General features: G+C 43.4%; 18 protein-coding genes and 1 riboswitch. Of the genes, 10 read left to right on the forward strand and 8 right to left on the reverse strand.

Features of this window, described 5'->3' with window-relative positions; all coding sequences use genetic code 11:
* Positions 1–47: 47 nt before the first annotated feature.
* On the reverse strand, positions 48–1,862 hold the full coding sequence (locus tag QF117_RS20090) for a TonB-dependent receptor (RefSeq protein ID WP_282387866.1): 1,815 nt from the start codon (positions 1,860–1,862) through the stop codon (positions 48–50).
* A 55-nt stretch (positions 1,863–1,917) separates the two neighbouring features.
* Positions 1,918–2,118: riboswitch (cobalamin riboswitch) on the reverse strand.
* Positions 2,119–2,275: 157 nt separating this feature from the next.
* Between QF117_RS20090 and trmA the strand changes: the two genes are divergently transcribed.
* The gene (trmA, locus tag QF117_RS20095; protein WP_282387867.1) at positions 2,276–3,388 is read left to right on the forward strand and encodes a tRNA (uridine(54)-C5)-methyltransferase TrmA; all 1,113 of its coding nucleotides are present in this window, start codon (positions 2,276–2,278) and stop codon (positions 3,386–3,388) included.
* 87 nt (positions 3,389–3,475) lie between these two features.
* Here trmA and QF117_RS20100 read toward each other — a convergent pair whose 3' ends face one another.
* Positions 3,476–4,177 (reverse strand): Fic family protein, encoded by a 702-nt coding sequence (locus QF117_RS20100; protein WP_282387868.1) that lies wholly within the window; start codon positions 4,175–4,177, stop codon positions 3,476–3,478.
* Positions 4,178–4,317: 140 nt separating this feature from the next.
* Positions 4,318–5,124, reverse strand: coding sequence for a hypothetical protein (locus QF117_RS20105; protein ID WP_282387870.1), 807 nt, complete (start codon positions 5,122–5,124; stop codon positions 4,318–4,320).
* Positions 5,125–5,211: 87 nt separating this feature from the next.
* Between QF117_RS20105 and QF117_RS20110 the strand changes: the two genes are divergently transcribed.
* The gene (locus QF117_RS20110; RefSeq protein WP_282387871.1) at positions 5,212–5,868 is read left to right on the forward strand and encodes a hypothetical protein; all 657 of its coding nucleotides are present in this window, start codon (positions 5,212–5,214) and stop codon (positions 5,866–5,868) included.
* 3 nt (positions 5,869–5,871) lie between these two features.
* On the opposite strand, the gene QF117_RS20115 is transcribed toward QF117_RS20110, so the two are convergent.
* Positions 5,872–7,049, reverse strand: a protein-coding gene (locus tag QF117_RS20115; protein WP_282385346.1) for an IS3 family transposase whose coding sequence is annotated in 2 segments (ribosomal slippage) — positions 5,872–6,791 and positions 6,791–7,049 — 1,179 coding nt in all. Because the reading frame shifts where the segments join, the coding sequence is not laid out codon by codon here.
* A gap of 361 nt (positions 7,050–7,410) precedes the next feature.
* On the opposite strand from QF117_RS20115, the gene QF117_RS20120 reads away from it, so the two are divergent.
* The 8 genes from QF117_RS20120 to QF117_RS20155 all read left to right on the forward strand — a co-directional run bounded on the left by QF117_RS20120 (position 7,411) and on the right by QF117_RS20155 (position 12,256).
* Complete coding sequence (locus tag QF117_RS20120) at positions 7,411–7,830, forward strand: hypothetical protein (protein ID WP_282387872.1); 420 nt, start codon at positions 7,411–7,413, stop codon at positions 7,828–7,830.
* A 119-nt stretch (positions 7,831–7,949) separates the two neighbouring features.
* Positions 7,950–8,429, forward strand: a complete 480-nt coding sequence (gene radC, locus QF117_RS20125) for a DNA repair protein RadC (protein WP_282387852.1) — start codon at positions 7,950–7,952, stop codon at positions 8,427–8,429.
* Positions 8,429–8,863: a DUF2787 family protein gene (locus tag QF117_RS20130; protein ID WP_282387850.1), complete on the forward strand. Its 435-nt coding sequence runs from the start codon at positions 8,429–8,431 to the stop codon at positions 8,861–8,863. Before radC ends, QF117_RS20130 begins: the two co-directional genes overlap by 1 nt.
* Before the next feature lie 81 nt (positions 8,864–8,944).
* On the forward strand, positions 8,945–9,640 hold the full coding sequence (locus tag QF117_RS20135) for a hypothetical protein (protein WP_282387849.1): 696 nt from the start codon (positions 8,945–8,947) through the stop codon (positions 9,638–9,640).
* A gap of 108 nt (positions 9,641–9,748) precedes the next feature.
* Positions 9,749–10,243, forward strand: coding sequence for a DUF2787 domain-containing protein (locus tag QF117_RS20140; RefSeq protein ID WP_282387848.1), 495 nt, complete (start codon positions 9,749–9,751; stop codon positions 10,241–10,243).
* 111 nt (positions 10,244–10,354) lie between these two features.
* Entirely contained in the window at positions 10,355–10,600 is a 246-nt protein-coding gene (locus QF117_RS20145) for a hypothetical protein (protein ID WP_282387847.1), read from the forward strand.
* Positions 10,601–10,680: 80 nt separating this feature from the next.
* The gene (locus QF117_RS20150) at positions 10,681–11,292 is read left to right on the forward strand and encodes a hypothetical protein (RefSeq protein WP_282387845.1); all 612 of its coding nucleotides are present in this window, start codon (positions 10,681–10,683) and stop codon (positions 11,290–11,292) included.
* Between the two features lie 19 nt (positions 11,293–11,311).
* Positions 11,312–12,256, forward strand: a complete 945-nt coding sequence (locus tag QF117_RS20155) for an LPD25 domain-containing protein (RefSeq protein WP_282387843.1) — start codon at positions 11,312–11,314, stop codon at positions 12,254–12,256.
* Between the two features lie 262 nt (positions 12,257–12,518).
* Here the strand turns inward: QF117_RS20155 and QF117_RS20160 are convergent, their stop codons facing one another.
* From QF117_RS20160 to QF117_RS20175, 4 genes are read right to left on the reverse strand one after another with little or no spacing between them, the layout of a single operon-like run.
* The gene (locus QF117_RS20160) at positions 12,519–15,743 is read right to left on the reverse strand and encodes a type I restriction endonuclease subunit R (protein ID WP_282387873.1); all 3,225 of its coding nucleotides are present in this window, start codon (positions 15,741–15,743) and stop codon (positions 12,519–12,521) included.
* Positions 15,740–16,930, reverse strand: a complete 1,191-nt coding sequence (locus tag QF117_RS20165; RefSeq protein ID WP_282387875.1) for a hypothetical protein — start codon at positions 16,928–16,930, stop codon at positions 15,740–15,742. Before QF117_RS20165 ends, QF117_RS20160 begins: the two co-directional genes overlap by 4 nt.
* Positions 16,931–16,957: 27 nt before the next feature.
* Positions 16,958–18,256: a restriction endonuclease subunit S gene (locus tag QF117_RS20170; RefSeq protein WP_282387877.1), complete on the reverse strand. Its 1,299-nt coding sequence runs from the start codon at positions 18,254–18,256 to the stop codon at positions 16,958–16,960.
* On the reverse strand, positions 18,246–19,952 hold the full coding sequence (locus QF117_RS20175) for a class I SAM-dependent DNA methyltransferase (protein WP_282387878.1): 1,707 nt from the start codon (positions 19,950–19,952) through the stop codon (positions 18,246–18,248). Before QF117_RS20175 ends, QF117_RS20170 begins: the two co-directional genes overlap by 11 nt.
* Positions 19,953–19,991: the final 39 nt, after the last annotated feature.

The following is a 19,991-nucleotide window of genomic DNA, read 5'->3' on the forward strand; positions in this document are numbered from 1 at the left end:
ATGAGGTTATCCAGAAGTAAAAAACCGCCCGAAGGCGGCTTAAGCATTTAGAATTGATACGTTAAGTTTGCGAAGTATCTGCGTTCTGGGGCATTGTAACCCAAACTAGTTTGGTACTTCTCATTTGTTAAGTTATCAATACGACCACGGATCACTAGCTCTGATGAAATCCAATACCCTAGTGATACATCCCATAGACTGACGGACGGTAAAATATTTTCTGGGCTATACGTTTCATTAGGGTTACCCAACCTATCGCCTGTATAGGTATAAGTTAAATTCACATCGAAATCTTGGTAAGAAGCGTCCATCAACCACTTGTAATTTTGATCAGCACGCTTTGCCAATTTATTACCTTTTGAATCTTTATGGTCTTTAAATTCCGCGGTTACAGTATGATTAACGAACCATGTTTTAAAGCGACCGGTAATCTCTAGGCCTTGTAATTCAGCATCCACATTTTGTGGGTACCAAGGACTACCTTGATACCAAATAATAAGATTATCGACTTCATTATCGTATGCTGTTACGTCTAGGCTGAAGATATCGAAGTCGCCTGTGTATCCAATTTCTCGATTATTCGCTTCTTCCGGTTTCAAATCAGGGTTCGTTGTCAAATCAGAGTAACTCGGGGCTTTGAATGATGTACCAGCCGTCGCCCTAACAGAATGAGCAGACGTTAAATGGTAACGCGCTCCGATTGACCAAGTGGTGTGATTGTCATAGGTGTCATGTTTATCATTACGAACGCTACCTGCTAGGTGGAGATCACCAAAATTGATATCAGTAGAAGCATAAGCGCCCGTTGTATCCCTAGATTCTCCCGCTAGTTTATCTGGTGAACCGTAGGATAAAGCATCATCATTTAACTTTTCTCTTCGCCAATCAGCACCAGCGCCTACTGAAATATTTTCAGAAAAAACGTATTGATTTAAAAATTGTAGATTAGTGAGATCTATTGTCTTTTTACTACTCGCATTATCTTTCCCCTCAGTTTGAGAATAATCCAGACTTTCAATAGATTGCTGATTTGCTCTTAGTGTTGAATTTAAGCTGTGGCCTACATACGCTAACTCACCAGTCATGCTCAAATTTTCAGTGTAGCCATACTTTTTACCGAATGCGTCATACTCAGCTAGACTGTCGTACCAACGTACCGATGCTGTTCCGGTTAATTGTGCATTAATATCTTGAGAATAAGCAGCGAACAAATTTTGGCTTTCATAGCCATAATTCAAATCGGTTGCTGGATCCTTAATGTCATAACCATCCGTTTCTTCAAAGCCACCTGCTAACTTTAATGTACCGCCATGAGCAAACGTTCTGGTGGTAGCAAAGTTCGCTTCTTTTTGAGCGTCACTGCCTGCACCAATAGAAACTGTTGTCGATTCCGAAGTATCACCCGAAGCGGTAATAACGTTAATCACACCAGCAATAGCGTCTGACCCATAAAGCGCTCCACCAGAACCGCGAATAACTTCAACCCTTTCGATAATTCCTACAGGGATATGATTAAAACTAATGCCACCAGCAGCGGAATCGATTCGAACACCATCGATGAGAAAAAGAACCTGGTCACTGTTGTAACCTCTCATAAAGACTGAGGCATTATGGCCACGTCCACCATTTTGAGAAACCTCAATCCCTGGCACTCTTTTAAGAACATCGACTAAGGATTTAGCTTGAGTGACTTCAATTTCTTGTTTCGAAATCACGGTTGTCGATGCGATAACATCGCTTAGTGGCTGCTCAAAACGGTTTGCTGTCACAACCATGGTCTCATCGACTTGTTGTTCTGCGTAAGAAAAAGAGGCGTGCGTGGTTAGCGATGCTACAGCGATCGCTAGAATTGATTTGTTCATTATGTTGTTTGTCCTAAATCGCGAAAATCCTACCGAGCATTGATATCATTATCGAATGTACTTCTCGGCTACTGGCAGGTATTCGGACTTAAGAGCATGGTTTTCACCGCCTAGTACTCGACTTCCCATACTTTCTAGTACAGTGTCCTATGAGTCTTCGTTCTCTTTTACCGCTGCGCGTCAGTTCTGGATTTACACCAGATTCCCTTTTCAGCCATCTATACATCTAAATGGCACCAGTTCGGTGAGGATATTATGCGTCTATCTGAGTTTTGTCTAGATAAAGATAACCATAAGCTATAGTTTTATAGACTATAAACACCACAAGGTTCATTCATCACTGGACAAGTGGTTTAGATTGAATAAAATCTGCGCTCTTTCTTAGAATGCACCGTACCGATAAAGGCAATACCATGGCGAGTCTTGATGTAAACCCTGAGCACTATCAACAACAATTGGCCGAAAAGACAGAGCGTCTTACCCAAATGTTTGCACCGTATAATGTGCCTGATCTGGAAGTGTTTGAATCACCGGATCAACACTACCGTATGCGCGCAGAGTTTCGTGTTTGGCACCAAGGTGAAGACATGTACTACGTGATGTTCAATCAAGAAACCAAGGAAAAATATCGCGTTGATCAATTTCCCGCAGCCAGTCGCTTAATCAATGATTTAATGCCTTTGCTTATTGATGCCATGAAAGGGAATGAAGCGCTTCGTCATAAATTATTTCAGGTGGACTTTCTTTCAACACTCAGCGGTGAAATTTTGGTTTCACTGCTCTACCACCGTCAACTCGATGATGCTTGGACAGAGCAAGCAAAAGCACTAAAGCAACGTTTAAATGATGAAGGGTTCAATCTCAATTTAATCGGTCGTGCCCGGAAAATGAAAATCGTACTGGATCGCGATTATGTTATCGAGAAACTCGATGTGAACGGCCAAAGTTATATCTACCAACAGGTTGAAAACAGCTTCACTCAACCTAACGGAAAGGTCGCTGAGAAAATGTTGGAATGGGCGACAGACTGCACCCAAGACAGTCATGGCGATCTTCTCGAGCTTTATTGTGGTAACGGTAACTTCTCACTGGCTCTTGCTAAAAACTTTGAGCGTGTTCTTGCAACCGAGCTTGCTATGCCTTCGGTTGTCTCTGCTCAATACAACATTGCTGCAAATGACATCGATAATGTGCAAATCATTCGCATGTCAGCCGAAGATTTTACAGAAGCTATGCAAGGTAAACGTGAATTTCGTCGTTTGAAACAAGCCAATGTCGATCTCAGCAGCTATAACTGCAACACGATTTTCGTTGATCCGCCTCGTTCAGGGATGGATGTTGATACGTGTAAAATGGTGCAAGGCTACGAGCGAATTCTTTATATCTCATGCAACCCAGACACCTTAAAAGAAAATCTCGATATTCTTAGCCAAACACATAACGTGACGCGTTTTGCTCTGTTCGACCAGTTTCCTTACACCCACCACATGGAAGCAGGAGCCCTATTGGAACTTAAAGATCAATGAGTTATATGCCATCAGATAAGGTAAATAACTCTACTGGGTACGGCTCTGGGTACGGGAACAAAAATTTTCATCACTACACTGCTGAGACTAGAGCTTACCCACCTGAAAATTCTTCATCAGCTTTTCATCAATGCAACTACGTAAAAACTGATTCATAGGTTGCATATTGTTCGTTGTGTAGAAGTCCAACATCAATGTGTTGAACTCTTGTTGCCTTTTAGCTGGGACGTTAATGATCGGATAGCCTTTGCTTAATAAAATTCCATTCATCATAAAGCGCCCCGTTCGCTTATTCACATCCCAAAAGAATTGGTTTCTAGCCATTTGTAAGAAAGCCGTGATAGCTCTATCGTAAACATCGAGTTGTTCGGAAACATTAGCTTCTATTTCTAACCATTTTTCATCTAACTCACTTGGAGCTGGTGGTTCATACTCTGAGCCTGTAATAGATACATACCCTGTACGAAATTTACCCCATTCCAACGCCTCCTCTTCCGCTGCAATAGAATGAAGCGACAAAGCAGTTTCTTTGGTAAACGAAAAACTGCCATTATTAACTAACTCGAAAATACACTGCCAAGTCTTGGCTTGATTTTGAGCCATGTTTTGATCGCTGATCCTATGTCCACCAACCGTTACCCCATCAAGTATGGTTTGCACTTCCGGTAACGTCATAGCAACGCCTTCGAGATTAACAGCGTTATACACCAAAGAAGGGACATCACGTTTTGCTAGCTGCTTTGCAAGAGGTATATTGGGAGTCATTCTCCACTTAGTATCAGTACACATAGCTTTTCTATTTGTTATTGAGTCAGAACCCTGATTATACATTGATTACTCCGACTTAGTTAGCAACTAGGTTTATGAGTAGAACCGATTAACGTTTAGCTAGACGGCTAGCATACTGCCACATATAGCCAACAAGAACTTTACGAGTAATATTGACGCTTAGCGTGAGATATCAGAGCAAGAGGGATGCTCGTCGTTGCTTTCTGTGCTTGATTACGAGAATAACAGAGCTTTACACCCTCTGGCTCATCAAGGTTTAAGTGAATAGGCCAAATGACTTCTGTCAAAGGAGTGCTGTTCGTTTCTGTCTGATAAGTAATTTCTAACCATTGCTCGGTATATAAAGCACCAAGAATACTATCAAGCTCTGGCGTCATTGCCTGCTTGGACCAATGGTGAGCACTTTTCTGATCGACGGGTAGTTTATTTAACCAACGCTTATCTCGATTCCCATCATGCAGCTTTTCAAACTGATCAAGATAAGGAGAAATCGCTTCAAGGAAACGACTTCTTACTTTGTCTGGTAAATAATGAAGAAGCATGTTCGAGGATAGATGTGCAATAAGAGCCGCATGGGGAAAGCCTTCTAGATAATTAGCACGATATCGCACAGCATGAGAGGTTCCCACCGTCAGAACCTCAATACCCAGTAACTCTTGTAAACGCCTATTCTTTAAGATCCGCCTAACGGAGTGATAACTCGCAGATGTACCACGAGAGATGACAGCATCAGCAAGAGCTTGGTAGCCTAATGGTTGAGATGTGTGCTTGGGAATGACATCACAAAGAGTCAGTAATAGCTCCATCGTTTTGATTGGGTGTTTATCAGCCAAAGAAGTGCCATTTTCTATTTCAAAGATGGCTTCCCAGAGTAATGACTGACTTTGCACATTATGCAAAGTTGGTTTTTTACGACGGATGAGATGATTAATCGTGATGTTAATCACAACTTAAACCTTTAACGTCAGTGTTTGCAAATAGTGCAAAGCCAATATGTAGCCTGCTTACTTTTAATTTAGGTGTAAGAGGTTCCAATGAAAAGGTCAGGTTTATGGATAACTTTATCTTTATTTATCCTACCAACCGCAAACGCATCAATTAAGAGTGATATTGAGCAGCAGTGGCGAGTAGCTAATGAAGTCGTTAATGATGAAAGCATAAAAGTAACGATACAAGCGGCTGATTTTAACGATGACGGCGTCTTAGATTACGCAGCTTACAGTTCGTACTTTTGCGGTAGTCAAGGATGTATTTATGACATTTATTCAAAGATTAATGGGCAGTATTGCCAAGTAGGAAAATATGACCTTGATATTGCTCTATTTGAATATCAAGGGGAGTTTACACAATGCAGCGACAACTTTCTCTCAGTAGCGAATAAAAATCGTTCCCCTCAAGAGCCTAAAGCAACGGACAACCAACAAACTCACACTTCTGAAGCGGATACTACGTATCGCAATACAGGTTTAGTTTCAATCTCTCTAAAAACGACTTATGCAAGAGATATTACTCTTCGCCAAGTTCCAATCCCGACTCTGATTATTCAAGCTGTGACTGATTCCGTTACTTTGCAAGGAGTCACTATCAATAGAGGACACTGTCCAACAATGAGTAAAACACTGGATGGTAGGCCACTTAGCTTCTTCCCTAGCTCACTGCAATTTGGCCAAAAGAAAGCAGTGGGGTTGTAGTGGTCAACTAAAATTGGCCACGGTTTTAGAGCTTTCCCAATATAATCGTTCTGATTCATTGGGAGTCAGACCACCGTTATACTGATGTGGCCTGAGTTGGCAGTAATATCCGATAATGTAGCGAGTGATCTCTTGTTGAGCCTCAAAAAAGCTACGATAACCCACTGTTGGCACCCATTCCGTTTTCAGGCTTCTAAAGAAGCGCTCCATTGGCGCATTATCCCAGCAGTTTCCTCGGCGAGATAAACTCTGTTTTATTTGAAAGCGCCACAGTAATTGGCGGTATTTACGACTTGTATAGTGACTACCTTGATCGCTATGGAACATGACACCTTTTGGCTTGCCGCGAGACTCATAAGCCATCGACAAAGCTTTGCCTGTTAACCGACTATCAGGTGATAAAGACATCGACCAACCAATCACTCTACGAGCAAAAAGATCGATAACGACCGCTAAATACATCCACCGATTACCCGTCCAAATATACGTAACATCGCCAACCCAGACTTCATTTGGGGCGGTAACAGCAAACTGACGACCTAAGTGATTTGGAACTTCAATATGCTCTTGTGAAGCCTTTCTGTAACGATGCTTTGGCTCTTGGCAACTCACTAAACCAAGAGTTCTCATCAGTTTTGTCGCTCGGTAACGACTCAGCTTTACGCCCTGGGTTGTAACTATATCTGCAATGGTTCTTGCTCCCGCAGAGCCATTGCTTGCAGTGTGCGCCTCACTAACCAAGCTGCGAAGTTTTACTATTTCAACATTAATTACCGTTGGGCGTTTAAGCCAATAGTTAAAACTGCTTCGATGAACATTGAAGACTTCGCATAATGTTTTTACGCTGTAGCTCTGCTTGAGTTTCTTGATGATCAAGAATTGTTCAGTGAGTCCGACATCAACAGAGCTGTGGCTTTTTTTAGTATTTCATTATGCTCTTCAAGGCGAGCCAACTTCTTTTTCAATTCCCGAATTTCTATTTGCTCAGGGGTCATAGGAGAGGCTTTCGGTGTTTTCCCTTGGCGCTCTCCTCTAAGTTGGCGAACCCATTTATCCATCGTGGATTTACCCACATTCATGGCTTGGGCTGCTTCATGCACTGAGTAATTTTGATCTAGGACTAACTGCGCTGCTTCTAACTTAAATTCTGCGCTAAATAGTCGTCTTGTACGTTTTGTCATAGTGTCACCTGTTAACTTATGAGGTGATGATATCACCTCTAACTAAGTGACCAAATTCACTATGCCACTACAGGTTTCGATGCTCAATTGAGGACGTATTAGAAGTAAAGGTTCATACCAATCTTGGTAATGAATATTTTTCTACTTCTAATTAACAGAGAGGGAATCAGACGATTATGAATTACTTAGCTATTATTGTTCTTGTCATATTCATGTTGCTAACCGCAGCTTTTGACTTTTTGATATACGTTGTATTTTCGGTAGGATATTTCATACAAGATACTTGGATGTGGGGCTGCTCTTTTTTTCGGTTCTTGGAGTCATCTATGGGAAAAGTCACGGAAGAACATTCAGTTTATGCGTGGCCTTAATTATCGCTTCTGTCACTCTATGGCATGAATTTTATGTTACTGACGAAGAAAAACAACAAACGATTTCCGTTGCTCAAGAGTTAGGTGCAATGTACAAGCAGATGGGCGCAACAGTGGATATCAACGGCTCAAAATTGACAAACGCTTTTACCTTTCCGTTACCCAAACGCATGTTACTTTCAGATATAGATCAAGTTGAAAGTAGCTTAGATGATACTATCGAACGCGTGCTTGGTCCTAAGTTTAGAAACTTCCGTGCTTATCGTGAACTTGAATTGGCATTTGAAGAATTTTTAGATCATGGGGGTGAAATCGAGACGATAATTAAAGACTCAAAGGGAGAGGGGGTTTTTAGAATTCAGGTGGATGGGTTCCAAGACTACAGCCTAACGGTTATCACTCAAAAATAAAGCACCATATCAAAAAATAACAGGTCTATATTACCTAGGTGTATCTCTATTCTTAATCGCCCGTAACGCTCTTATGCGCTGCGGGCTTTTTTGTGCCTGTAACCTAAGAGGATTGACCTATGCCTACCCACTTACCCATTGCAACCTATGAGTTTCCTGCGCCTGTTACGGCCATGCAAGTACTCGAAAAAGCCGCCGATATCTTAGCTCAAAGCTTTGAAGTCGGTGATGCCTACACAAACCCCAGTAACGTTAAACAGTTTCTCGGTTGTAAACTCGCGCATTATGAGCGTGAAGTGTTTGCCGTGATGTTTCTGGATAACCAACATCAACTGATAGCCTTTGATGAGCTGTTTCAAGGTACGGTGGATGCCGCCTCCGTGTACCCCCGTGAAGTCGTGAAAGCCGCGCTTAAGCATAATGCATCAGCGGTTATCTTTTCACACAATCACCCATCTGGTGTCGCTGAGCCATCTCAAGCTGATAGAAAGATTACCCGCCGTCTCGTCGATGCCTTAGCGTTAATTGACGTTCGTGTGCTGGACCATATTGTGATTGGCAAAGAAAGCGTCTCTTTTGCCGAGCGAGGGTGGTTGTGATGAATACTGTTGTGTCTTGCTATGACAATGAGGTGACTTTATTACCTTCATTGGTTGAGTGTTTAAGTGCGGCGCTGGACAGTGCCCCAAGACCTATCAATGTCGATAAGCTCTCCGTGAGCTTTCGTCATACGCCTTACTATCAAACTCGTCGTGGCACTCATCCTGTTGAAGTGCGTTTAGAGCGTCATGACCAGCAGTGGCGTGTGGTGTTTATCGCCAGCTTTGCTTATCCCGATGACACGCACCGCAGTGTGACACCAGAGTTGTACTTTAACTTCAAACGCGGCTGGTTTTATCAGCCAGACATCAAAGGCTGTGAGCTCGCTAGGCCTGAAGTCATGGATGTCTTGCTCAGTTGGTCTCGGATGTTTTGTCGTCAGTTAATGGATGAACATTTTGATGATGTGAGGTTTACCAAGGTGAAAACATGACGCGGAAGATATCGTTTTTATTGAGACGGCCTGTCATTCTGATGGGCCGTTTTTGTTATTTTGAAAGGGAGAGTATTCATCATGTCTTATGACATTGTGTATGAACAACTGGCACTGCGCGTGCCAGAGAAAGACATCGAGCAGCAGGTGCGTCAGCTCTTTACTGAGCGCTTGAATCAAGACGTGACAGCCATGAGTGACCATCAGCTTAAGAAACGTCTGTATGAGCGTTACCAATGCTTATTGAGAAGCGATGACCTTATTATGCTTCACATGTTGATAGGTTGCAGTAATCTATTTGATCCAGACACCAATAAGCGGTGTCGTGATTGGCAGTTTTGTGGCGTCGATACGCAACATAGCCTGCTGGTTAAATACGGCTGTGATTGGTCCGCGCAAGCGGAATCGGGTGGATTAAAACTCAATGGACGTGATACCAAAGCCGAAGGGTGGATACGTGCTGTACGTCAGACATTAGACCAGGCTCGTGATTATCGAGTGATGCCGCATTGTCAGCGCCTTTCTGTTTGGTTACGTGTCCCTCAAAATGAAAAGGAGCAAGAGTCGTATCGTGTGTTGAACACGCACCTGTCGGATTTTAAGGCCACTTGGCAAGACCGAACACGTGGTGATGAAGACGGTTTTGATGTCTCCATTGCGCCAAGCTCTGCGTTTGAGATGTGGCTCTTTCAACAGTTAGTGACTCGCTATCAAGGCAAGTGCTGGCTCAATGGCTCTGCACCGCCTTACCGCGCAGTGAAAAAGCACGCCATCTAGCCCTTAAGTCACCTCGGTCAATGACCGCTTTATCATGAGTCGTTCTGGCTCGAACTCAACCGTTCTATTTTAAATTACCTTATCTTACTGCCTGTAGGAGGGCGCATTATGTCTAAACAACTGTTAATCCGAAGCCAAATAGGGTTTCTTTCCACCAACATCAAAGCGTCATTGCTCCCTGTCTCTGATGCTCTGATACACTCTATTGTGACAACGCTAGCACACCAGCTTACGTTAGATGATGAGCTTGCTGATTCACTAATTGATGCTGACGGTATTATCTTCAACTTTCGAGATGCCAGTTACAGCGCTGAAAAGGGCGGCTTTCATCCGGTTGAAATTTGTCTCAATAAACACAGTGATGGCGCATGGCATTACAGCTACATCACGGACTTTGCTTATATCGGTCATCACTACCCTGAATTAGAGCGAGGACTCGATTTTGATTTCAGCCGAGGAGAATGGTTTGCCCACCACCAGCAAGGCTGGGCACCCATTAAAGAGGACAGTGCAGCAAAAGAGCTGTATCAGCTTTGGGAGCATAACTTTCTGGCGTACATGGCGATGGACGCCTATGACCTTATTACGGTGGGGCCTCAATGATAAAGCGTACTCACCCTAACAATAACCACTCTAATCATAGCAACACCCGATAAGGCCATCTCATTTTGAGATGGCCTTTTTACTTTCACTCAACAAAAAAAGGAGACCACCATGTCTTGGTATGTAACCGTTGGTAAAGCTGTCGCAGCCACAGCCAGTGTCGCGGGCGTCATTACCGCCGCCCCTGTTTTTGGGGCCATTGGCACCATCAGTGCAGCCGGTTTTGCGGTGTCGACTGCGATTGGCACATCTGCCGCACTGATAGATAAAGCGTTGGAAGAAGACAGACCAGAGTTACCTGACTGTCCAACTCATGACCATCCGCTCATCACTCACGAGCGCTACAACGAGGAGTAAGCGCCTCAATTCATTCTTAATGTTAGTTCAAGCCACAGCCTAATCGGTTGTGGCTTTTTTCATTCTATAGGAGCACAGCCATGCCACCATCCAATATCGAAGCGGTCTTTTTACTGCTTGCTCAGCTTCCTACTCGTTACCCCAAATCTTTAGAGAGTGTGTGTGATGTCTCAGAGGCGTTAGGAATAGGAAAGTCCCCTGATACGATTCGACGATGGTTAAACATCCTCGCGGATTTAGGTTATGCAGAAAAAACGCGCCTGGAGGGCAAAGACAGTTTTAAACGCACCACGCCCCTGCCTTGGGTGACTGCGCAATACGACAGCCTCATTTTAACGCTCACCACTCGCTACTTTGCTTGCCTGTTGCCTGAACGCACCAAACAGCAATATCAATCCCTGTTTGAACAGAGTGAGATGGATACCCAAGAGAGTGGTACGTATCGACAGTGGCTAAGGTGCATTGAGGTGGACTTGCCTACAGAGCACATGAATTACTTCCCACACCTTGCGACCATCAAGCAAGCATTCATCCAGAAACAGACGCTGCGTTTCACCCTCGTAGGCCAGTGCCTTAACGCTATCCCCACCAAGCTACGCCTAAGTACTCAAGGCTTGAGCTTGTTCTATCTCGATAACCAACAACTCAAACAGACACCGATGCTCGGTGTGCTGTCTGCTACCGCTTTATAACGAAAAAGGAGCATCCACCATGAACAGTCAAAACATTGAAACACCAGTAAGCCCACAACAGCACCAACCTCAAGATGAAAGAGCTGAGGTCTCAGCCCCTATTTTTCCCATCACCGTTTATGTTCATTGGTCAGAATCCAGAGCCTTTGATTCTGACACCGAGTATGATTTTGCAGATTTTGAAGCCAAAGCGTTAGAAGTGGCCAAGACCAATCCATTAGGCGGGTACGATAAAACCAAAGTGACGGTCACCTTTGATAATGAGCACCAACACGAATGCCGCTTAGATTTAGGCTGTGGGGGTAATGACCAAGGATTTGCAGAGCACTGTTTAAGCACGCTCAATTACTACCATATACACAAAGAAGAAGCCGATAAGCGGTGGCTGCATGACAAGCACCACCAGCAGCTCATCCGATTCATTAGGACGTACGCATTGGACTGTACAAACGTTGATTTGGGTCGAATGCAGATTAAGCAGATTGAAGCGCAAGCCAAAGCACAGGAGGCAGCAAAAGAAGCAGCCAAACAACAGGAGCGGGAAGAAGCATGGCGCGAGCACCAACAAGCGGAGGAGGCGTTCCAAGAGGCTCTGGAAGTACCGATATGGGCTAAAGGTGTGATTGTGGCGACACTCACCGACTATGATGCAGAAATCAGTGAGCCGTATGCGGGTGAGTTTCATACCAAAACGTTAAAGACCATCATACTGGCATGGTCGAAGCACAACAGACATCTGTTTTCGGAAATGCGTAAAGCGAGCCTCAATCATCCAGAGACGGCCTTTCTGAATGACAAAGAGAAAAGTGTGGAGCATCGAGAGCGGTTTTCAATGGGAGAAGGCTACTATCTGACCGACACTAAGTATTTACGCTATGGCTGGAAGATAAAGAAAATCAGCTTTTATCGAACAGAAAACAAGGCGCGATACGTGCCATTAGGTGAGCTGGCGATACCTGAATAAAAAAGAGAGGCGATCAATTCGCCTCTCTTTAGGTAGTATGATTTTTTTGCTCGCAGTTATCTACGACAGAGTCGCTTGATGCTTACCTCTAGCAGCAAGACGTTACCAATGATTTTTGGACAATCATTGGTAAGAGTACAAACTCAAATTTGTTCATTTTGGATGATTTTTTACCTCGAAGGCATGACTATTCGATTCTGTATAAAAACCATTTTTGAATATATATTCAAAAAGCAAGGGGGGGGGAGCCTTGCCTTTCTCATTATTTATACCATCCGTCTGCGAGTACCTCAGCTTGTTCAAGAACAAGCTTAATCGCCTCTTCTGCCGCATCGGGTGGATACTTCCATCGACGCAGCAGTCGACGCACAAGGTTTCGCATACGCGCTCGTACGCTTTCTCGCTTCTGCCAGTCAACTGTGGCTGACTTACGAAGTTGTTTGGTTAGTTCAATTGCCAAATTACGTAAAGCATCATCACCAAGCTCACGAACTGAAGACTCGTTTTCAACCAGAGCACGGTAGAAAGCGATTTCATCAACGGAAAGCTTTAACTTATCCAGAAGCTCTGAATCCTCTTGCATTTCCTTTGCCCACTGGATCAACTCTTCAATAACCTGAGCTGTTTCAATACTGCGGTTATGGTATTTTTGCAGCGTCGACATAATACGTTCAGAGTATTTCTTCTCCTGTACGACGTCGTTCTTCATGCGAGATTTAACCTCATCACGAAGCAGCTTTTCAAGAAGTTCAACAGCTAAGTTCTTTTCCTTCATGCTCTTAACATCTTCTAAGAACTCTTCAGAAAGCAAACCAATGTTAGGTTTATCTAGACCAACCATTGAAAAAATATCATCAACGCCATCCGCGATGACCGCGTTATCGAGAATGTGTTTTAGAGCGGAGTTTCGCTCTTCATCTGAGCGTTTTTTGTCAACTGTCGTGTGCTTAAGAAATGCAGCTTTAATCGCCGAGTAAAATGCTATTTCATTTTTATAGCCGCGAGTCTCATCCATGGTATTACACAACGAATAAGCTTTACCTAATGCAGCCATAACATCAAGAAAACGGCGCTTACCATCACGAACCTCTTTGCCATTGCTATCGGTATGTGACAACCCGGATAAGTGACCTGCGGCGCCTGGAAGTAATCGTAGTGCGTCTGTTTCAAAATCAGGGCGATAGTTAAAGACATAGCCATCTACCGGCGTAGCAAACATCCCTCGAATAATATCAACCTTCTCCATCAATACTGCAAATGCTTCTGCTGTATCGACTGTTGGCTGCCCCTTACCTTGACTGTTGGTATAGGTCTTTAGTGCATTTTTAAGTTCATTAGCGATACCTATATAATCGACAACCAAACCACCGGGCTTGTCTTTAAATACACGGTTAACACGAGCAATCGCCTGCATCAGGTTGTGCCCTTTCATTGGTTTATCGATGTACATGGTATGGCAACAAGGTGCATCGAATCCTGTTAGCCACATATCTCGAACGATAACGAGTTGAAGCTCATCGTCAGTATCTTTGTAGCGCTTCTCGAATAGTTTTTTGGTTTTCTTATCGTGAATATGAGGCTGCATCTTCTCTTTGTCTGATGCAGAGCCAGTCATCACAATTTTAATTGCACCTTTATCGGTATCTGGGTGATGCCAATCAGGCTTAATCGCCACAATAGCATTGTAGAGATCGACACAGATTTCTCGGCTCATCGCTACAATCATGGCTTTACCGGGAAATGTCGATGTTCGAGTAGTGAAGTGCTCAACCAGATCTTTTGCAACTTGTTCAATGCGAGGCTCAGCGCCTACCAACTTTTCTAATGTTGCCCATTCTGATTTTACTTTTTCACGATCTGCCGTTTCTTCATCTTCACCGATTTCATCTTCAACTTTATCGTTAAGCTGCTCAATTTCATCTTGGTTAATATCAAGCTTAGCGAGGCGAGATTCGTAGTAGATAGGCACCGTGGCACCATCATCAACGGCATCTTGAATATCGTAGATAGAGACGTACTCACCAAAAACACCACGGGTGTCTTTGTCATCCATTGCGATAGGCGTGCCTGTAAAGCCAATGAACGAAGCATTAGGCAATGCGTCACGCATATACTTGGAATATCCATAGACGTACTTGTGACCCGTTACAGTGCCGTTTTTGTCCTTCACTTCAACCATCTTCGATTTATTGCCATACTGGCTACGGTGGGCTTCATCAGAAACCACCACGATATTACTTCGCTCAGATAGTCGAGGATGCTCTGTCTCTTCATCTAATAAAGCGAACTTTTGAATCGTCGTGAATATGATGCCGCCAGATTGGCGATTGAAAAGCAGTTCACGTAATGCATCACGGTCATCCGCTTGTTGAGGTATTTGCTTTAACGTTTCTTGTGCCATCCCAAAGGTGTTGTAAAGCTGACCGTCGAGATCATTTCGGTCAGTGACCACCACGATTGTCGGATTATTCATTGAGGCTTGCTGTAACAACTTACTCGCGTAGCAAACCATAGAGATACTTTTACCACTCCCTTGCGTATGCCAAACAACCCCTGCCTTACCACTGCCTTGCTTGATCTTTTCTAGCGCTGGAATTGTACTCTCTAGGAAGTTACCTGAGGTATTAGCAGCACGAACCGTCGCCTCAACCGCCGCTCTCACCGCGTGGAACTGGTGATAGCCCGCAATCTTCTTGATAATTTTGTCGTTGTCGGTTTCAAACAACACAAAATAACGAATGTAATCGAGCAATAAATCTTGCTTGAAAAAGCCACGAACCATGGTTTCTAATTGAAACTCTAACAGCGGTCTATCGTCTTCTGTGGCGACGGTTTTCCAAGGTAAGAATCGCTCCTTATTTGCCGTTAATGAACCAACGCGTGCCGTCCAACCATCGCTGACAATTAACGCTTCATTGAAAACAAACAGATCTGAGATTTCGTCTTTGTAGGTTTGAAGCTGATTAAACGCATTCCAAATATCGGCATGTTCATCTGCTGGGTTTTTTAGCTCGATGACTGAGATTGGTAGCCCGTTAATGAACACAACAACATCAGGTCGACGATTGCCTTTAGTACCTGTAATCGTAAACTGATTCACGATAAGGAATTCATTGTTATCAGGCGTTGTAAAATCCATTAGCTGAGCATGAGTATGCTTCGTTTTCGATTCACCATCTTCAACAGCCGTGTATTCAACAGGCACCCCTTCAATCACAAACTTGTGGAAGCCTCGGTTGTTTTTAATAAGAATGGGCGTGTCGGGGGAAGATACCGTATTAACCACATCATTCAGAGCTTCAATAGGCAGCTCGGGGTTAATAATTTCTAACTGATTTAATAGGCGCTGCTTTAAAACGACTTGGTGGTAATCGTCACGCTCTGGAGAGTCACCATCAGGCGCGATGTCGTAGCCACTTTTATAGAGGTAACCTTGATCAGTAAACCAATTAATACACTGTTGCTCTAACTGGTCTTCAGTAATCATAAAGACTCCTCATAGATATGGTGCATCTCTTTGCAAAAAGCCACAAAAGAATTCGTGTTGATTAATGCTTTCTGAAGCTCTTTCATTTGTGTAAAAAACGTTTCGCTCTGCTGTTCAGGCGTTGATGCATGACCAATAAAATCAGAAAGGCTGCGATAAATGATGAGTGGGTGCCACGGGTTCTCGTTATTATTCTGAGTGACTCTGTCACTTAATTTCCAACCATTTGGCAAACAGATTTCATTAACTAGCTTTTCATATAGCCCTCTAGAATTTAACTTAGAATGCAGTGGGTCATCTATATCAACTATGAGAGCTGCTAATGGTTCATTAGGCATTATATCTTCAACACAATGATCTGCACTGTCTATTAAAAAACCACAGAATAGACCGGGAGCCCAGCCCCCTTCATCATACTCTTGAGTTACATTGTTAAACTCTAATCCAATGCGTCCCCAAGTGTCATATTTTCCGCATCGTTCACTCACACCTACCTTGCGTTGGTAAACCTCTTTATTGTATGAAACATCGCCTTCTAATTGTTGAATGGGCCACTTTTTATGTATGGCTCTTTTAGCTATATTATTGAGCTGTTCGTCAATTTTTTTTGCATCATTATAATATGCAATAGAAAGAGGGTTAATTGGAGTTATGTCAACTAAACGATTCACTTTTAATAAATGAATAAACTCTTCACGTATCCATAAATCTTTGTCATTACCACCCTCTACGCTTTCAATTATTTCTGCAATTTGATACCAACATAAGGCTAAATCTGGGTTCTGCTTATGTTGGCCTACATGTCCTGTAATCAGCACGATTACAAATGCTTTCCCTAATTTTTCTTCAGCGTATTTACGATAATTATCAAGCTGCTTATCAGAAAGTTTAGTCCAAACTTTATGTTCAAAAATAATGCTGAATGTTCTATCTGAAGAGTCCCAGCACATATCTGGAAACGTACCATTAAAATTAACTTGGGTATCAATATGCCTTGAATCGCCAACAGGCAGAATATTTAAACTTTTTTCTTCGCCTACTTTTCTTAAGTACTTATCGATTGCTCTTCTAACTTCAGCATCGTTTCGCAATAACCAAGCAAATGCTTCTGTTATGAAATTTTCGGTAGGAGACGTTTTATCGCTCGATGCATATTTACTTACGTTGACCAGTAGGCTGTTATTCATAGCAGCAGTCCTTTGCAGTTGAGTTAATTAGGTATCGTTTTGAGCTTTGTCTAAGTCGATTTCGCCGGAAAGCAATTTAGGAAGTAGCGTGTCGCGTAGCTTAGCCAGTTCTTCATTCTCAAGGCGATTTTGATGAGCTTTCTTCAACATTGAACCTGTAAGCTGCCAGAATTTTTGAGCAATATCCGTTGTAGGGATTACACATGGTGTATCGGCAACAACTACAGGCTTAATCGCAGGGTACGCACCACCATCTGCTAGACGGGCATATTCATCAATAGTGTCATCATTGGTAGTAGCTAGGTAAACGAATGACGTCCAAAACTCTTCCTTTGGCGATAACACGGCGAAACCTGTACTGCCTGTAAGTGGTTGCTCTGTCTCACCGATGAATGCAAAAGATCGATTTCCCGGACGCACCGTGCCAACAATGGTATCCCCAGAGTTCAAAACTCTTCTAGCTCGTGAGGGCGCTTCATCGAAGTCAAACGTTGTGACAGTTTCAATCACACCATTTTTTGTGTTTGCTAGGTCAACGTAGTGAACTTGTTCGGGTTGGTTTTTCTTTGTCCATGATTTCGCATTGAGTTTGGCGATATCTGCAATTATTCCCTGACTCCAGCCGACAGGGATACCAGTTTCACTATCTAGCTTTTCTGGGAAGAGCGAGGCCGTGGCCGCATCCATACCCTCTGTTTGCTCTCCATTCATCTTGGCTTTTACTGGTTCGAAATCGACAAACCATGACTTGAAGATGGCTTGCGCCATATGTTCTAGGGTTTGGTTAATCTCATAGTTAAGGTGAATCTTGTCATCCAGCTCGCCTAAAACCGCAGCAATACGATTTTGCTCTTCTAGAGCAGGAATCGGAAACAACAAACGTTCAAGAGTTTGAAGGTTTATATTGTCTTGTACACTACCAGTAGCTTGTGCCTGAATGCGCTTTCTTAATAATCGAAATACGTACTCTATGAAGTAAACATTACATTTTGATTCATCAGCAATAAAGCCAATAACACTGTCGGGGAAACATGCTGGGTAAGTTAGTATTCCGGTTTCTGCAATGTTAGCGGCTATAGTGATACACATAGTCCCCTTTGGCCACAATCGACTCTGAGCTAAACCCTCTTCGCTATACGTCTGAGAGTGCTGAGTAACGCGACCTTTAGAAGCTTTTACATCACCAGTTTGAACAAATGGGTAAGGCCCACCATACAAATGAGCCGCATCTCGTGGACGATGACGTGAACGCCCTCTATTAACCTCACCAAGATCGCTGAGTTTTACTTGAGACCACCCTTCAGGAATGTGAAGTTCAAAGCTCATAACCTAACCCCGCTAGGTTCTTCTTGATTTCAGCTTCTAGCGTTGCTGATTCTGCAAACTGCTCACTTAGCTTTGAAGTCAGCGCCACCATCTTTTCACCAAATGGAATACCATCGTCTTCTTCTTCAGCAGCACCAACATAACGACCCGGAGTCAATACGAAGTCATGTTTAATAATTTCTTCTAGCGTTGCTGATTTACAGAAACCTGCCTGATCTTCATAAGCTAAGCCATGAACTTCTTCACCTGTTTTCCAAGCATGAAATAAATCGGCTACTTTCTTAATGTCATCAAAGCTGAAATCACGTAATACACGATCTTTCATGAAACCAAGGTTACGCGCATCGATAAACAACACTTCACCTTTACGTCCACGTAGCTTACGACCCGCTTTATCAACGCGAGGGCTCTTGTTCTTAGTTAAGAACCAGATACACGCTGGGATTTGAGTATTGGTGAACAATTGACCCGGTAGTGCCACCATACATTCAATTAAGTCATTCTCAATTAACGCCTGACGAATGGTGCCTTCGTTGTTGGTTGTTGAACTCATAGAACCGTTTGCCAATAGAAGCGCCTGAGAGCCTTCAGGTGCTAGATGGTGAAGCATGTGCTGCATCCACGCGAAGTTCGCATTACCTGATGGAGGTTGGCCGTATTTGAAGCGCGGATCGTTATCATCAACACCTGTGTTCCACTCTTTCATGTTGAATGGAGGGTTAGCCATGATGAAGTCAGCACGAAGATCAGGGTGCTGTACGTTGGTGTAGGTACTTGCAGGCTCTTTACCGAAGTCATAATCAAGACCACGGATCGCCATGTTCATCGCCGCTAGCTGCCACGTTGTATGGTTGTACTCTTGACCGTAAATAGAGATCTTCTGTTTCTGCGTTAGTGCGTCGACTTTCTTCTCATTCGCATGACGTTCAATGAACTTCTCTGATTGAACAAAGAAACCACCAGAACCCATTGCAGGGTCATAGACACGGCCTTCAAACGGTTCAATCATTTCAACGATCAGCGTTACGATAGAGGCTGGCGTATAAAAAGCCCCGCCTCGCTTACCCTCAGCCAGTGCAAATTGACCAAGCATGTATTCGTATACATGACCTAGGATGTCTTTACTGTTTAGATCAGCATGAACAAACGGGATTGTCGCAATCAGGTTGATAAGCTCATTGAGCTTAGCTTGGTCAATCTTTAATGAAGAATATGACTTATTGAGAGCACCTTTAAGTTTCTTAGGATTTTCACGTTCAATGCCTTCAAGTGCGTTATCAATTAAATGGCCAACAGAAGTGATCTTCTTAGCTTTACCATTGATATCCAGCTCAGCACCACCAATAACCAATGGGCCGTTATCTTGCAGGAACTGCCAACGCGACTCAGTTGGTAGCCAGAACACGTTTTTCTCTGTGTAGAAGTCACGCTGTTCAAGCTCAATAGCAATCTCTGCCGCTAGCTCTTCTTCAGAGTAATCAGCAGGATCCAAATAGTATTCATGCTCAGGGTTGGCAATGTCAGCTTTGATCTCATCCTGACGCAGCTTAAACGCATCAGAGACGTATTTAACGAAGATTAAACCTAGCACTGCGTGTTTGTACTGCGCGGCGTCTAGCGTTGAGCGTAGCTTGTCTGCGGCGTTCCAAAGCTTGCCTTCAAGCTCTTTCAAATACTGTTGTTCTGTTTGATTCATTAGAAGTTTTCTTGTTAGAGAAATATTCCGTCAATCATA

Source organism: Vibrio sp. YMD68 (assembly GCF_029958905.1).
Classification (GTDB): Bacteria; Pseudomonadota; Gammaproteobacteria; order Enterobacterales; family Vibrionaceae; genus Vibrio.